The organism is Erythrobacter dokdonensis DSW-74, assembly GCF_001677335.1.
Lineage (GTDB): Bacteria > Pseudomonadota > Alphaproteobacteria > Sphingomonadales > Sphingomonadaceae > Erythrobacter > Erythrobacter dokdonensis.
In genome coordinates this window covers 154,331-168,718 of the sequence record NZ_LZYB01000004.1, presented here as the reverse complement: position 1 = coordinate 168,718, position 14,388 = coordinate 154,331, and the positions used below count along the sequence as shown (strand labels likewise).

The 14,388-nt window shown below is 65.9% G+C and carries 16 protein-coding genes; 9 read left to right on the top strand and 7 right to left on the bottom strand.

Annotated features, from left to right (window positions below; translation table 11 throughout):
* Window positions 1-21: 21 nt before the first annotated feature.
* Complete coding sequence (locus I603_RS09580) at window positions 22-390, bottom strand: bactofilin family protein (protein WP_068864472.1); 369 nt, start codon at window positions 388-390, stop codon at window positions 22-24.
* Between the two features lie 10 nt (window positions 391-400).
* Window positions 401-1,507, bottom strand: coding sequence for a M23 family metallopeptidase (locus tag I603_RS09575; protein ID WP_068864784.1), 1,107 nt, complete (start codon window positions 1,505-1,507; stop codon window positions 401-403).
* A 339-nt stretch (window positions 1,508-1,846) separates the two neighbouring features.
* Between I603_RS09575 and I603_RS09570 the strand changes: the two genes are divergently transcribed.
* The 8 genes from I603_RS09570 to I603_RS09535 all read left to right on the top strand — a co-directional run bounded on the left by I603_RS09570 (window position 1,847) and on the right by I603_RS09535 (window position 8,651).
* On the top strand, window positions 1,847-3,136 hold the full coding sequence (locus tag I603_RS09570) for a glutamate-5-semialdehyde dehydrogenase (RefSeq protein ID WP_068864471.1): 1,290 nt from the start codon (window positions 1,847-1,849) through the stop codon (window positions 3,134-3,136).
* Window positions 3,137-3,154: 18 nt separating this feature from the next.
* On the top strand, window positions 3,155-3,823 hold the full coding sequence (locus I603_RS09565) for a nicotinate-nucleotide adenylyltransferase (protein ID WP_068864469.1): 669 nt from the start codon (window positions 3,155-3,157) through the stop codon (window positions 3,821-3,823).
* A 174-nt stretch (window positions 3,824-3,997) separates the two neighbouring features.
* Window positions 3,998-4,351, top strand: coding sequence for a ribosome silencing factor (gene rsfS, locus I603_RS09560; RefSeq protein ID WP_086621927.1), 354 nt, complete (start codon window positions 3,998-4,000; stop codon window positions 4,349-4,351).
* A 146-nt stretch (window positions 4,352-4,497) separates the two neighbouring features.
* The gene (locus I603_RS09555; protein WP_068864466.1) at window positions 4,498-4,920 is read left to right on the top strand and encodes a 23S rRNA (pseudouridine(1915)-N(3))-methyltransferase RlmH; all 423 of its coding nucleotides are present in this window, start codon (window positions 4,498-4,500) and stop codon (window positions 4,918-4,920) included.
* A 21-nt stretch (window positions 4,921-4,941) separates the two neighbouring features.
* Window positions 4,942-6,174 (top strand): murein hydrolase activator EnvC family protein, encoded by a 1,233-nt coding sequence (locus I603_RS09550; RefSeq protein WP_068864464.1) that lies wholly within the window; start codon window positions 4,942-4,944, stop codon window positions 6,172-6,174.
* Between the two features lie 122 nt (window positions 6,175-6,296).
* Window positions 6,297-7,643, top strand: a complete 1,347-nt coding sequence (locus I603_RS09545) for a S41 family peptidase (protein WP_068864462.1) — start codon at window positions 6,297-6,299, stop codon at window positions 7,641-7,643.
* 10 nt (window positions 7,644-7,653) lie between these two features.
* On the top strand, window positions 7,654-8,106 hold the full coding sequence (locus tag I603_RS09540; protein WP_068864460.1) for a disulfide bond formation protein B: 453 nt from the start codon (window positions 7,654-7,656) through the stop codon (window positions 8,104-8,106).
* Between the two features lie 23 nt (window positions 8,107-8,129).
* On the top strand, window positions 8,130-8,651 hold the full coding sequence (locus I603_RS09535) for a demethoxyubiquinone hydroxylase family protein (protein ID WP_084440050.1): 522 nt from the start codon (window positions 8,130-8,132) through the stop codon (window positions 8,649-8,651).
* Between the two features lie 241 nt (window positions 8,652-8,892).
* On the opposite strand, the gene I603_RS14820 is transcribed toward I603_RS09535, so the two are convergent.
* On the bottom strand, window positions 8,893-9,129 hold the full coding sequence (locus I603_RS14820; RefSeq protein ID WP_232305341.1) for a UDP binding domain-containing protein: 237 nt from the start codon (window positions 9,127-9,129) through the stop codon (window positions 8,893-8,895).
* A gap of 99 nt (window positions 9,130-9,228) precedes the next feature.
* The gene (locus I603_RS14815) at window positions 9,229-9,993 is read right to left on the bottom strand and encodes a nucleotide sugar dehydrogenase (RefSeq protein WP_232305340.1); all 765 of its coding nucleotides are present in this window, start codon (window positions 9,991-9,993) and stop codon (window positions 9,229-9,231) included.
* Between the two features lie 164 nt (window positions 9,994-10,157).
* Here I603_RS14815 and I603_RS09525 point away from each other — a divergent pair, with 164 nt between their 5' ends.
* Window positions 10,158-10,739 carry a hypothetical protein gene (locus I603_RS09525; RefSeq protein WP_068864456.1) on the top strand — a complete coding sequence of 194 codons (582 nt, stop codon included), beginning with the start codon at window positions 10,158-10,160 and terminating at the stop codon, window positions 10,737-10,739.
* 9 nt (window positions 10,740-10,748) lie between these two features.
* On the opposite strand, the gene I603_RS09520 is transcribed toward I603_RS09525, so the two are convergent.
* Genes I603_RS09520 through I603_RS09510 form a run of 3 tightly spaced genes read right to left on the bottom strand, consistent with a single transcriptional unit; the run spans window position 10,749 to window position 14,382 of the window.
* The gene (locus tag I603_RS09520) at window positions 10,749-11,762 is read right to left on the bottom strand and encodes an NAD-dependent epimerase/dehydratase family protein (protein ID WP_068864454.1); all 1,014 of its coding nucleotides are present in this window, start codon (window positions 11,760-11,762) and stop codon (window positions 10,749-10,751) included.
* Between the two features lie 41 nt (window positions 11,763-11,803).
* Window positions 11,804-13,006, bottom strand: a complete 1,203-nt coding sequence (locus tag I603_RS09515; RefSeq protein WP_084440021.1) for a polysaccharide biosynthesis/export family protein — start codon at window positions 13,004-13,006, stop codon at window positions 11,804-11,806.
* Window positions 13,003-14,382, bottom strand: a complete 1,380-nt coding sequence (locus I603_RS09510) for a glycosyltransferase family 4 protein (RefSeq protein WP_068864452.1) — start codon at window positions 14,380-14,382, stop codon at window positions 13,003-13,005. The genes I603_RS09515 and I603_RS09510 overlap by 4 nt, the downstream gene beginning before the upstream one ends.
* Between the last annotated feature and the right edge of the window lie 6 nt (window positions 14,383-14,388).

The following is a 14,388-nucleotide window of genomic DNA, read 5'->3' as shown; positions in this document are numbered from 1 at the left end:
CGTGAAACATTGATGGGGCGCTTATTCCGCTGCCTCGATGCTGGCGGGAGGCACGGCCTTGACCGGCTGGCGGGCATTGGGCGCAAAGCGCCCGTCGACCTGCGCGCCTTGTTCGATGGTCAGCGCGTCATAATGCACATCGCCTTCGATTATGGCGCTCTTGAGGATCACCAGCTCGCGGGCGGTAATGGAACCGGTGACACGGCCCGCAAGCCGCGCGCTTTCCGCCACCACTGCGCCGTGAATGTTGCTCGCTTCGCCCTGAACGAGGCTGGCGCACTTGATGTCACCCTCGATCGTGCCGTCGACATGCAGATCGGCGGTGGCGGCAATATCGCCCTTGATCACCACATCGGCGCCGATCACCGAAAAGGTCGAGCCGGAACCCATCGGAGTGCTCCTATTTGACGGCCGCGCTGGCGGAGGTGCGGACCGGTCGGCGTCCGCGGGCTTCTTTGAGAACATCGGGTGCGGTCTCCAGGAAGGGGCGCGGATTGACCGCGCGATCATTGAGGCGAACCTCGAAATGCAGGTGCGGGCCGGTCGAGCGGCCGGTATTGCCCATCCCGCCCAGTGTCGCTCCGGCAGCGACCTTCTGGCCGGGCTTCACGTCGATACGCGAGAGGTGGGCATAGCGGGTCACGAGACCGTTGGGATGGGTTACTTCCACCGCCTTGCCATAGCCGCCTTTCCATCCGGCGAAGGTAACGCGGCCCTTGGCGGCGGCGAAGATCGGTGAACCGACCGCGCCCTTGAAGTCGATGCCCGAATGCATTGCCGCGCGGCCGTTGAACGGGTCGCGGCGGTAGCCGAAGCCCGACGTGATGTTCTCGACTGTTGCCGGCACGACCTGCGGTATGCCGTCAAGCGCGCGTTCAAGCACTGCCATGCGGGCCAGGCTGAGGCCGAGGCGTTCGAAGCGCGGATCGATCTGCTCGCCCGCCTGCGAAATCGCCTCGAACGGACCACCCATGCCCTGCTGCGCCTTGCGGCTGAGCATGCGGGGATCGAGATTGAGCTTGCGAATCGCGGCCTCGGCGCGGCGGGCGCGGGCATCCGCGAAGCGGGTCAGGCGTTCCACCACGGCCAGCTGGCGTGCCTCGATCTGCGCGAGGCCGCGTGCCTGCGGGATCAGCGCGCCGACCTTCTCGACCGTCTTGGCCGCCTCGGCGGTGGAATCGGTGACGGTGCCGGTGGCGCTGCCTTCGGCAACGATATCTTCCGGCAGCATTCGTGCCATGTTCTCAAGGAAGTCCTGGCGTTGCTGGAGATCGTCCACCACCCGGTCGAGGTTGCCGCCATAGGCCTCCAGCCGTTCCTCGGCCTTGGCGACCCGCGCCTTTTCCTGGGCGAAGGAGGCAAGGTCGGCCTCGGCACGGTACTGGCCCCACGCCATGACGGCGAGGCTGACGAGCCACACCATCACCACGGCGAGCACCGCGGCAGCAGCGCGCATCTGCAGCTTCGACGACACCTTGATGAAGCGCACCTGCCCTTGCGAGCGCATGAAGAATTCGCGGTCCGGGAACCAGGAGCGTAGCTGCTCGGCCCACTTGCGCGCGGAAAAACTGTCTGACACTGCGGCCCCGATTTTGTTATCTATGCCCCACCGACGGGCGCTATCAGGGCAAATCCCGAGGGTCGAATCACCGCGGGCCGGCAAGGGGTGAACCGATGCGGAATCGCGGCGAATGGTTCATCGCAGAGCCATCTTCCGCAGGATCGCCACCATCTTGTCGGATATTGCGTATCGACGGCCGTCCCGTTCCCGATTCGTGCCAGCCGCTTCGAAGAGTAACGGGGGGCACACCTGACATTGCACGGCACGCCTGCTAAGACGCGCGCCATGAACACTACAGCAACCCAGCAAATCCAGGATGTAACTACCGATCCCGAATCGTTGGTCGGTGCGCTCGCCCGGCAGGCGCGCGCAGCGCAGCGCGGACTGGCCGCCATGTCCAGCGAGGCCCGCGCGGCCGCGCTTCACCGCGCAGCAGACCGGCTTGAAGCTGAGTCTCCAGCCATTCTCGAAGCCAATGCAAAGGACCTTGCTGCGGGCGAGGCGCGCGGATTGGCGAAGGCGATGCTTGACCGGTTGGCGCTCGACGAGACGCGGTTGGCGGGCATTGCGGCTGCCGTGCGTGCGGTGGCGGATCTGCCCGATCCCGTGGGGCAGGTGATCGACACTACCGATCGGCCCAACGGGTTGAAACTCCAGCGTATCCGCGTGCCCATCGGCACGATCGGGATCGTCTATGAAAGCCGCCCCAATGTCACCGCCGATGCCGCTGCGCTATGCGTGCGGGCGGGAAACGCGGCGTTGCTGCGCGGGGGGAGCGAGGCGGTTCATTCCAATCGCGCTATCCACGCGGCGCTGACCCGCGGGCTGGTTGAAGGCGGCGTGCCCGCTGAAGCCGTGCAGCTGATCCCGACCCAGGACCGCGCGGCGGTGGGGGCGATGCTCGCTGCGGCGGGTCTCATCGACATGATCGTGCCGCGCGGGGGCAAGAGCCTCGTCGCGCGCGTGCAGGCCGACGCCCGCGTGCCGGTGCTGGCCCATCTCGACGGCATCAATCACACCTATATCCATGCCGCCGCCGAGCCCGCCATGGCCGAGGCCATCGCGCTCAATGCCAAGCTGCGCCGTACCGGAATCTGCGGGGCCATGGAGACGCTGCTGATCGACGCGGATTACGCAAGGGCGGCCGAACTGGTCGGGGCATTGATCGACAAGGGCTGCGAAGTGCGTGGCGACGAGCGCATCCGGGCGCTTGATGACCGGGTCATCCCGGCGAGTGCCAATGACTGGGACACCGAATATCTCGACGCCGTGCTGTCTGTGGCGATGGTGGACGGGCTGGAGGCGGCGCTCGGACATATCGCGCGCCATTCTTCGGGTCATACCGATGCCATCGTGACATCGGACGAGGTGGCGGCGGAGCGGTTCCTGACACAGGTCGACAGCGCCATCGTAATGCACAACGCCTCATCCCAGTTCGCCGACGGAGGCGAGTTCGGCCTTGGCGCGGAAATCGGCATCGCTACCGGACGGCTGCACGCCCGCGGGCCGGTCGCGCTCGAAGGCCTCACCACTTACAAGTGGCAGGTGCGCGGGCAGGGCCAGACGCGGCCCTGAGTGAGCGGAAAACGGCGCTTGCGATCCCGCCCCGTCCTGACCGGGCTGCTCGGCGGCAGCTTCAACCCGGCGCATGGCGGGCACCGGCGGATCAGCCTGTTCGCAATCGACGCTCTGGGGCTGGACGAGCTTTGGTGGCTGGTCTCTCCCGGCAACCCGCTGAAGCCCGAAGCCGGCATGGCTCCTCTGCGGGCAAGGCTGCTTTCGGCACGGTTGCAGGCGCGCCTTGCGCCGATCGTGCCGACCGCGATCGAGGCGCAGCTAGGCACCCGCTATACGGTCGACACCCTGCGGATGTTGCAGCGCCGTTATCCCGGGCGGCGCTTCGTGTGGCTGATGGGCGCCGACAATCTCGCAGAATTCCACCGCTGGAAGGACTGGCGGCGGATCGCCCGGACAATGCCGATTGCGGTCATCGCTCGCCCCGGCTATGATGCTGATGCCGTGGCGAGCCCCGCCATGGCCTGGCTCAGGCGCTACCGTGTGTCTGCCGCCAGTTTTCGGAAACGGGGGCAATGGAGCGCACCGGCCCTGGTGTTATTGCGTTTCGATCCGGATCACCGCTCGGCCACGGCCCTTCGCCGTGCTCATGCGGGGTGGGCTGAGGACATCCTCGGCCAGGATGGAAATGCGCCGGTGCGTGATCGGCTTACATTCCGCAAAATCCGGTCCGGGGAGGATGCATGAGGCGCAGGCAACGCGTTTCGGCTCCTTTGCTTGCCGGTCCGCGTCATGTTCGCTGCCTGAGCCCTGAACTCTGGAGATACCCGATTGCCGATGAACGAGGCCCTGTTCGCATCCCTTCCTTCCGGCCCGGTCCAGGCTGCCGCCAAGCTGGCGCAGTCGATCGCGCAGGCTGACATGGGAAGCGACGCGCTGCACCAGCTGGTGCTGACCCAGCTTGACGATGACCAGGCACAGGAAATCGTCTCGATCCCGCTCGCGGGGAAGAGCTCGATTGCCGATCACATGGTGATCGCCAGCGGTCGCTCAACCAGGCAGGTGGCGTCTATGGCGCAGAAGCTGGCGGAGAAGATCAAGGAAGCCGGCTACGGCCCTGCGCGGGTCGAAGGCTTGCCGGCGGCCGACTGGGTGCTGATCGACGCAGGCGACGTGGTGGTGCACCTGTTCCGCCCTGAAGTGCGCAGCTTCTACAACCTTGAACGCATGTGGTCGTTCGAGGGGAGCGATGCGGCGGCGTCAGGCAGAGTCTGAGGCATTTTCTTGTTTGCGTGCCCGCCTCCGCGGCCACGTCCTCGGCGCTGTTTCAAGCCCTGCGGGCTTGAGCGCCTGCGGTCGGTCGGTCGCGCTTGCGGGCTGCGCCGCAGCCCGTTCTGGCTCCCTGACGTGAGGGCATTTCTATCCTTCTCCACATCATCGCGCGCGGGAAGATTGGCCGGTCGCCTGAGGGCGAGCTGGTCGATCGCTATGCCAAGCGTCTCACCTGGCCGGTGAAGCTGACCGAATGGCCCGATACTGGCGCGGGCAAGGTCGCAGAACCGCTCACCCCCTGCCGCACCGTGCTGCTTGACGAGCGCGGCAAGGCCATGTCGTCCCAGGCCTTCGCCGCCCTGATCGGCAAGTGGCGCGATGAGGGCGTGCGCGAGACCCGCTTCATGATCGGAGCGGCGGACGGCCATTCGGATGCCGAGCGCGCCGAGGCCGACCTGCTGCTCGCCTTTGGCCCTGCAACATGGCCGCACATGATGGCCCGCGCGATGCTGGTGGAGCAGCTCTACCGCGCCACCACGATCCTTTCTGGACATCCCTATCATCGCGCCTGAAAATCGGGCAAAGCCGACGCCATGACGCCCCGCGTGCCGCTTGCCTTGCTGACGACGCTTGCCGCCTGTGCCGTGCTGGCCCTCGCTCTGCCGGAGACGCGGGCGACACCTTCTGTCCTGCTGGTCGAGCCCGAGGAGGCCGAGGCCCAACTGGCCCGCGCCGCGCGCGAGAGCGCCGCCGCCGAGGCCCGCGCCGCCCGGCTGACCCGCGAAGCCGAGGCTGCGACAGAAGCAGCCACCCGAACGGCTGCCGAGGCCGCAGCATTGGCCGCACGCATCCAGCAGGCCGAGGCCGATATCGAACTGGCCCGTGCAAACTATTCGCTGGTCCGGGCGGAACGCGCCGCACTCACCGCCAGGCTGGCGGAGCAGCAGGAGCCTGCCGCGCGCCTTGCGGCCGCCCTCCAGACCGCCTCGCGTCGTCCACTGGCGCTCTCCGCCCTGCAGCCCGGTTCGCTGAAGGAACTGGTCTATGTCCGTGCCGTGCTCGACAGTGCCGTTCCGCAGATTCAGGCGCGCACGGCGGATCTGCGGGTCGAGCTCGAAAGGGGGCGCGCACTCGAAGCCGATGCCGCTCGTGCACTTTCACAACTTCGCGCTGGTGAAGCGGACCTGCGCGAACGCCGCAGCGCGCTCGCCGCGCTCGAGAACCGTCAGCGCCTCGCCATGCGCGAAGCGCGCGGCGCAGCCCAGCGCGAAGCCGAACGGGCGCTAGCGCTGGCCGAGGAAACGCGCGATCTGGATGCACTGGTCGCCCGGCTTGACGATGTCGCGACCTTGCGGCGCGAGTTGGCCGCGCTCCCAGGCCCGGTGCTGCGACCGGCCGATCTGTCTGTTGCGTTGCCCGCCGCTCCCGAAGAAGTGCTCCCGGTGCAGGCGGCAGAGGCAAGGCGGGTGTCGTTTCAGCTGCCCGTCGACGGGCGCACACTGATCGGCTTTGGTGCGCGGCGTGAGAGTGGTTTGCCGAGCAGCGCACTGGTTCTGGCGCCGGTCGCGGGCGCACAGGTGGTGGCGCCCGGCGATGGCCGCGTTGCTTTTGCCGGCCCCTATCGCGGCTTCGGGCGAATCGTCATCATCGAGCACGAGGGCGGCTGGGCCAGCCTCGTCACCGGCCTTGCCCGGATCGATGCCGAAGTCGGCGACAGCGTCATCAGCGGGAGCCCGATCGGGGTAGCAGGCGGGCGCGAGGCTCCGGTAAGCTTCGAACTGCGGCGCGACGGAAAGCCGGTCAACCCCTTGCAATTTGTGAATTAAGGCTGATCTTTCAGGGGTTGCGCACAGCGTCTGAATCCGCGCCGGAGCACGGGTGCGCTCTCATCTGGCGTTAAGGCCTGCAACCCTATACATTCGCAAGCCGAAGGAGCCTTGCACGTCTCATGAAATTCGCCGCTCTCATGCGCAGCGCCGCGCTTGTCACTGCGGTGGCGCTGATCCCCGCCACAACCGCCACCATGGCTCAGGTCGACGGCCGCGCCGGCCCCGAGTTCGCCAAGCTTTTTGCGGTTTTTCAACGGGTCAAGGCGAGCTACGTCGAGCCGGTAGAGGATGACGTGCTGATCCGCGGCGCGATCGACGGGATGCTGGCCGCGCTTGATCCGCATTCAGCCTATCTCGACGGCGGCGACCTGCAGCGACTCGAGACAATGATCGATGGCAATTATTCCGGTCTGGGCCTCTCGGTCGTAATGGAGGACGGGGCGGTCAAGGTTGTTTCCCCCTTCCGCGGCAGCCCGGCAGACAATGCCGGGATCAAGGCCGGCGATTTCATCACGCATCTTGATGGCACGCTGATCTATGGCGGCAGCCTCGATGATGCGGTGGCGCAGATGCGCGGGCCTTCGGGCACCTCGATCAGGCTGACGATTTTCCGCCCCGGCCGTGACGAGCCACTCGAAGTCGAAGTGACGCGCGGCGTAATCGAGCTGGAGCCGGTGACGCATGAACTGGGCGCGGGCAATATCGGGGTCATTACCGTCAACGAGTTTTCCGCCGATGTCGGCGCGGACGTGTTCTCCGCCTGGCAGGATATCCGCAAGGAAGCTGCCGGACGGGTCAACGGGCTGGTGCTCGACCTGCGCAACAATCCGGGAGGCAGCCTCGATGAATCGGTTGCGTTGGCCGATCTCTTCCTGACCGAGGGGCGGATCGTGAGCCAGCGCGGGCGTGCGCGTGGCGAGACGATCCTCTACGATGCCGAGACGCATTATCGCGGCGACATGGCCGAAGGCGTGCCGGTGATCGTGCTGATCAACGCCGGCTCGGCTTCCGCCTCCGAGATCGTCGCGGGCGCGCTGCAGGATCACCGCCGCGCACTGGTGATGGGCGAGCGCAGCTTCGGGAAGGGCTCGGTACAATCGCTTCTGCCGCTCGGCCCTGACGCCGCGCTCAAGCTGACCACGGCGCGCTATTTCACGCCGTCTGGCAAGTCGGTGCAGGAAGGCGGGATCAAGCCCGACATCGCCGTGCCGCAGATCTCCGACCCCGATTTTGCACTGCGCCAGAAGTACCAGACCCGCGAGAGCGACCTGCGCGGCCACCTGATCAACGAGATCGGCATCAAGGACGAGGAGATGGAATCGGACAGCATTGCCGATCCGCGGTTCCAGCTCACCGCTGATGAGCTGAAGGATCAGGGCGTGGAGGATTTCCAGCTCCACTACGCGATGGAGACCCTGCGCCGCACCACCGCGAGCACGGTGGCGCTGCGCCCGGCCAAGCGTTAAGGCCTTCGGCATGGACAGTCTGAACAAGGCGCGGCTGCTGGCCGTGCTGGTTCCTGGTGCGCTGCTCGGCGGCGCCTATATCGCGCAATACGGCTTCGGCCTGCCGCCGTGCGAGATGTGCTGGTGGCAGCGCTATCCGCATTTCGCGGCGCTTGGCATTGGTGCGCTGGCATTTTTCCTCAAGCCCGCGCGCGTATGGGTGGCGCTGGCGGGGCTCGCGATCATTACCTCGGGCCTCATCGGGGGCTTTCATGCGGGGGTCGAATATGGCTGGTGGCCGGGCATCACCGGCTGCTCCGCCCTGCCTTCGGGGATCGACGTGATGGACGTCTCCGCTGCGCCCCTGATCCGCTGCGATGTCGCGCCCTGGACGATGTTCGGCATCTCGCTGGCGGGCTTCAATTTCCTGATTTCCTGTACGCTGGGTGCGGCCATTGTGGCGCTCGCGGCGTATAGGAAGTAGGGTACGGTGCAAAGGAGCCGATGATGGAACGCGATGAACTCCACCGCATGATCCGGGTCGATCAGGCCGGCGAATTCGGCGCAACCCGCATTTACGAAGGCCAGCTCGCCGTAATGGGCGACCGCGGCCCGCATTCGGCGGAAATCCGGCACATGGCCGAACAGGAGAAAGAGCATCGCGCCAAGTTCGATGCCTTGCTGGTCAAACGCGGCGTGCGCCCTACTGCGCTGCATCCTTTCTGGTCGGCGGCAGGCTATGCGCTGGGCGCGGGCACGGCGCTGCTCGGCCCCGAGGCTGCGATGGCCTGCACCGCTGCGGTCGAGGAAGAGATCGACAAGCACTATACCGAACAGCTGGAGAAGCTCGCCGAAAGCGGCGCCGATCCCGAACTTGCCGACATGATCGAGGCGTTCCGCGAGGACGAGCGCGAGCATCGCGATGCCGCGTTGGCGAACGGGGCCGAGCGCGCACCGGCCTATCCGCTGCTGGCAGGTGCGATCCGGCTGGGCTGCCGCATCGCCATCAAGGTGAGCGAGCGCCTTTAGTTTTTCGCACCCGCCTCCGCGGGTGCGTCCTCGGCGCTGTTCCTTCGCTTCGCTACAGGCGCTTGCGGTCGGGCGGTTGCCCTTGCGGTCGCTGCGCGACCGAGCTTTCCCTTCCCTCCCTCTTTCACAAACTCCAGTAAACCAGCTCGTCCGGCAGGCTCTCGCGGTCAAGCGCGCTCTTCACGTCGACCAACACCCCGCCCTCGCGCACCCGTGCCACAAGGTCGGCTGGATCGGCGAGTTAGGCGGCGTGGTTCACCGCCAGCACCAGCGCGTCGAGCTGCAGGAGCTCTTCGGGTTCACATAGCGCAATGCCATATTCGCGCAGTTCCGCGAGTATGTCGGGCACCTTGGAATTGCGGATGTCGGGCACGTCCTGCTTGAAGGTCAGTCCCATCACGCCGACGCGCGCGCGGCAGGGTGACACCCCGTTCGCAATCAGCAGCTTGACCAGCTTCTGCGCGATCGCCTGCCCCATCGAATCATTGATCCGTCGCCCGGCGAGGATCACCTCGGGCCGGTACCCCAGCTTTTCCGCCGCGGCGGTCAGGTAAAAGGGGTCAACCCCGATGCAGTGTCAGCCGACCAGACCGGGGGTGAAGGGCAGGAAGTTCCACTTCGTCCCCGCTTCCGCCAGCACGTCGCGCGTGGAAATATCCATGCGATCGAATATCAGCGCGATCTCGTTCATCAACGCGATATTGAGGTCGCGCTGGGTGTTCTCGATGACCTTGGCGGCCTCGGCCACCCTGATCGAGGGCGCTTCGTGCAGCCCCGCATCAACGATGGCGCCATAGAGCGCGCGCATCCGCGCCAGCGCGACGTCGCTATCGGCGGCGATGATCTTGGTGATGGTCTCGAGCCGGTGGACGTGGTCGCCCGGATTGATGCGTTCGGGGCTGTAGCCAAGCGCAAAGTCGCGACCCTGCCTAAGGCCCGATGCCTGCGCTAGCCAGGGGCCGCAGATGTCCTCGGTCACGCCCGGGAATACGGTTGATTCGAAAACCACCAACGCGCCCTTGCGCAGCTTTGGTCCGAGGGTCTCGCAGGCCTTTTGCAGGGGCGTGAGATCGGGGCGGCGTTCCTCGGTGATCGGGGTCGGGACAGTAACGATGATCGTCTCCGCGCCCTCGAGGGCGGCGGGGTCGTCAGAGACGGCAAGGCCGCATGACGTCAGCCGCGCATGGCCGATCTCGCGCGTCTCGTCCTCGCCGGCGCGAAGGGCGGCAACGCGGCCTGCCGAAATGTCATAGCCCACGGTGTTGCCGCAGCGTTCCGCCAGCGCCACGGCGACGGGGAGGCCGACATAACCGAGGCCAACGACTGCGATTGTCCCGTCCATGCGTATCTGCATAAGTTTGGAGGCATCAATTTCTTGCTAAACCCGGCAAACGGCGAGCGTTTGTGCGGGCTTCACCCGCGGTTCAGCGCTTGCGGTCTAGACAAAGGCCCCCGTGCACAGGCATTGCAGCAGCATTTCCGTGCTCGCCACAAGGATCATTCGCGATGAAGCACCTTTTCGCCCCCGCCCTGCTAGCCGTGACTGCCGCTTTCGGCGCGGCCGCTCCTGCCTCGGCCCAGAGTGCGAACGAGAAGATCAACATGGTCATCGCCTATAGCGAGGACGAATGTCCCGAAGCCAAGGAAGGCGAGGTGGTGATCTGCGAAATCCTGGTCGAGGCGGAACGGTATCGCATTCCTTCCAACCTGCGCCAAAGCGACTCGCCCCAGAACAATGCCTGGGCAAACCGGGTTGAAGAGATCAAGTATGTCGGCGACTTCGGAGCGATGAGCTGCAGTCCGGCAGGCCTTGGCGGTTTTACGGGCTGCACCCAGAGGTTCATCGAGGCCGCCTACAAGGATCGCGCCGAGGCCGATAATGTGCGCTTCAGCCAGCTGATCGAGGAAGCACGTCAGCAACGTCTCTCGACCATCGACGCCGACGCGGCAGCCGAACAGGCGCGCGTTGAAATGATCGAGCGTGAATATATGCAGCGGCTCGAACGCGAGCGCGACGCTGAACTTCCGGGCGAGGCCAGGCCGCCGGCACCGGCGCAGGAGGAAGGCGAGGATGGTGGCCCCGAATAGGCCTGCCTCCTAAACCCCGTAATATTCCCGGTACCACGCGACAAACCGGGCGACGCCTTCGCGAAAGCCGGTCTGCGGTCTGTAGCCGGTCAGCGATTGGAGCAGGCTCGTGTCGGCCCAGGTGGCGGGCACATCACCCGGCTGGATCGGCAGGTAATTGCGTATCGCCGCGCGCCCGCATTCCTCCTCGATGGCGGTAACGAAGTCGAGCAACCGCACCTTCTCGCCATTGCCGATATTGACCACCCGGAACGGCGCGACGGGAGAAAGGCTGTCGCCTTGCGCAATGTCCTCCGGCGTCTCGGGCCGCATCGGAGGCGTGTCCACCAGCAGCCGGATACCGCGCACCAGGTCGGCGACATAGGTGAAGTCCCGGTACATTTCCCCGTCATTGTAGATCTCGATCGGAGCGCCTTCGAGGATCCCGCGGGTGAACTTGAACAATGCCATGTCGGGCCGCCCCCAGGGGCCGTACACCGTGAAGAAACGGAACATGGTGGTCGGCAGATTCCAGAGGTGGGCATAGGAATGTGCCATCGCCTCATTCGCCTTCTTGGTCGCCGCATAAAGCGTGAGCGGCGTGTCACACTTCTGTGTTTCGGCGAAGGGCATGTCGGTGTTCGCGCCATAGACCGACGAGGTCGAGGCCATCAGCAGGTGATCGACGCCAAGCGCGCGCGCGCATTCCATGACGTTGAACGTGCCGGTCAGGTTCGCATCGACATAGGCGCGCGGATTTTCGAGGCTGTAACGCACCCCTGCTTGCGCGGCGAGGTGGATGATCACATCGGGCTGTTCCGCCAGCGCCAGCGTATGGAGCGTATCGAAATCCTCCAGCATCCCCTCGAAAGCGCTGAAATGCGGGTTCTGGAGCAACATCTGGTGGCGCCGCTGCTTGATCCTGACGTCGTAGTAATCGGTCATCCCGTCATAGCCGACGACACGGAAACCTTCGTCCAGCAATAGCTGCGCAAGGTGATAGCCTATGAATCCGGCCGAACCGGTGACGAGTATGGTCCGCAATCTCTCTGCCCCCGCCCTGCCCGCATGATCGCGAGCCCGCGTCAGTTGCCGTTGTTGTTGTTAGACGTCACGACGTTGCCGATGGCAATGGCAGAGAAAGCAAGGCTAGTCACGGTGGCAAGGAATTCGCGGATTTCGGCACCCGGCGCGGTCGATACATAGACCACATCCTGATCGCGGATCATGAAATCCTGGGCCACGAAGAAGCCGCGCGCGTCCGACAGGTCAAGCCGGTAGACCACCGGCACCCGCCCGTCGTCGGTTGTCGGGATAGTGCCCCGCGTCTCGGTGTCCAGCGCGCCCGGGTCTTCCAGCCGGAAGACAAACAGGCCGCGGATATTGGCCTGGTTGTCGCGCAGGCCGCCCATGCGCGCCATAGCCTGGGCCAGCGAGATGCCGCGTCCCTCGAACGGGATCTCGGCGCTGCGGGCAACCGCGCCCAAGGCGATGAAGCTGTAGGGCTGGTGCAGCACGGTCACGACATCCTCGGGCTTCATCCGGATATTCTGTGCCGGATCGGCGATGATCGCATCAAGCGGCATGACCGCAGAAGTGCCATCGCGACTGACCTGAACCGTTGTCTGGTGCACCGGCGCGCGGGTGCCGCCCGCACTGGCGATGATATCGAGGAGTCGCTCTCCGCGCGGGCCGAGTGGAACGCGGCGGCTTTGCGCCACCTCGCCAAGCACGGTGACATTGCGCGAATCGTTCTGCGCCAGCCGCACGCTTGCCTGGGGATCGTTGGCGCGGCCGGTTAGCCGGGCGACGATGATGCGCTCGATCTCGGCCGGGGTCCGCCCGCCAACTTCGATGCGCCCCGCAAAGGGCACTGTGATCGCGCCGGCGCCATCCACTACCTGCTGCACCACCGCGCGATTCTGCGCACCCGCATCAAGTCCCGGAATAACCGCGCCGGTGCCGAACAGCACCGCAGGCGGCGCTTCCCAAAGAGCGATATCAAGCACGTCGCCCGGACCGATCAGCAGATCCCCCGCGCCGCTTTCGCCCAAGCGCTGTGCGAGGCTCTGCGATTGCTCGAAGGCGGCGACACGGCGCCAGGCCTGCGGATCGAGGTCGATCAGTGCAACCTGGCCGTTGGCGTAGCCTTCACCATCGATCTTGCGCACCTGGCCGGACGACGGACCGGCCGCGCCGAGCGTCGTGCAGCCCGCCACGACCGTAGCCAGCAGCAGGGCAATGGCAAGCCGCGGGAGGGCGGCAAGGCGGGACGGTTCAAGCATCATGCGGCTTTGGCTTTCCTCTGACTTTTTGTGGCAGAAGGCGGGGTGGCAAGCGCGCCTTCCTGTGCGACCGGCGCCGGCGCGACGCCAAGCGCCGCGTAGAACTCCGCCAGCCGGCCGCGATAGGCACTTGCGCTGAAGCGTTCGGCCTGCGCGAGGCCGCGCCGCGAAAGTTCAGTCACCGCGCGTTCGTCGCCGTCGAGCGCATGGATTGCCCGGGCTATGCCGCGGACCTTCATCGGATCGACCAGCAGCGCTGCCTCGCCCGCGACCTCGGGCAGGGATGAGGTGTTGCTGGTGATCACCGGCGTGCCGAGCGACATGGCTTCCAGCACCGGCAGGCCGAAGCCTTCATAGAGCGAGGGGAACACTACGGCTCTTGCTCCGGCGATTACTGTCGCCAGTGTCTGGCGCGGCAGATAGCCGAGCCACTTGATGCGGTTTTCGCGGTCAAGAGCGGCGAGCTGTTCGAGCAGCTTCACATCGCGCTCGCTCCCCCAGCCGGGGGCGCCGATGATGACAAGGGGATGTTTCGATCCGCTCGCCAGATGGGCTTCGAGCAGGCGGGCAAGGTTCTTTTTCGGTTCGAGCGCGCCGAAGAACAGATAATAGCCCCGCATTTCCACGCCGAGCAGTCCTTCGACCTCGCGCGCGATCTGGGCGGGGTCCACCCCCCTTACCAGCGCGGCGATATCGGTTGACTGGTATAAGTTCGTGACGCGGCTTTCCTCGACCCCGAGGATGCGGATGATATCGGCGCGCGAGTGTTCCGACACGGTCAGGATGTGATCCGCCTCACGGGCGATGCGCTGGCACAGGGCGAGGTAGGTCTTCTTGCGGTCGGCAGTGGTATAGGGCAGGCGGAGCGGCACCAGATCGTGCAGGGTGTACACATTGGCCGCGCCCGGCGCCTTGACCGGCAGGGGATAGGTCCAGTGGGCGAGATCGGTCCCCGGCACCGCGACCTTGCTCAGCTGCCCGGTTACCTTGAAGGCCCCGTGTGCAAGGCGGTAGAGCTGCGGCGCGTTCCAGTAGCGCGCATCCTTGAGGCCAAGGCCGGGCGGCAGGATCACCTCGCCCGACAGCGCGATTTCGCGCGCCTGCCGCGTTGACAGGATCCCGCCCGCCGCTTTGGCGACCTGTCCGGGCAGGGCCAGCGGCGAAGACTTGCCAGCCTTGGCGCCGGCTTCGTCGCCTTCGGCCAGCGCGATTTCGTTGAGCAGCGGCTGCGACTTCGAATGGCCCGCGCGGGTGCCGAACAGCAGGTTGACCTCATGCCCCAGCATGGCGCCCGCGCGCGCGAGGTTGCGCCCGTAGGTGGCAACCCCGGTGCCCTGCGGGCGGGCGATATTGTAGGCGTCGAGGAGGATGCGGGTCATGAGGGG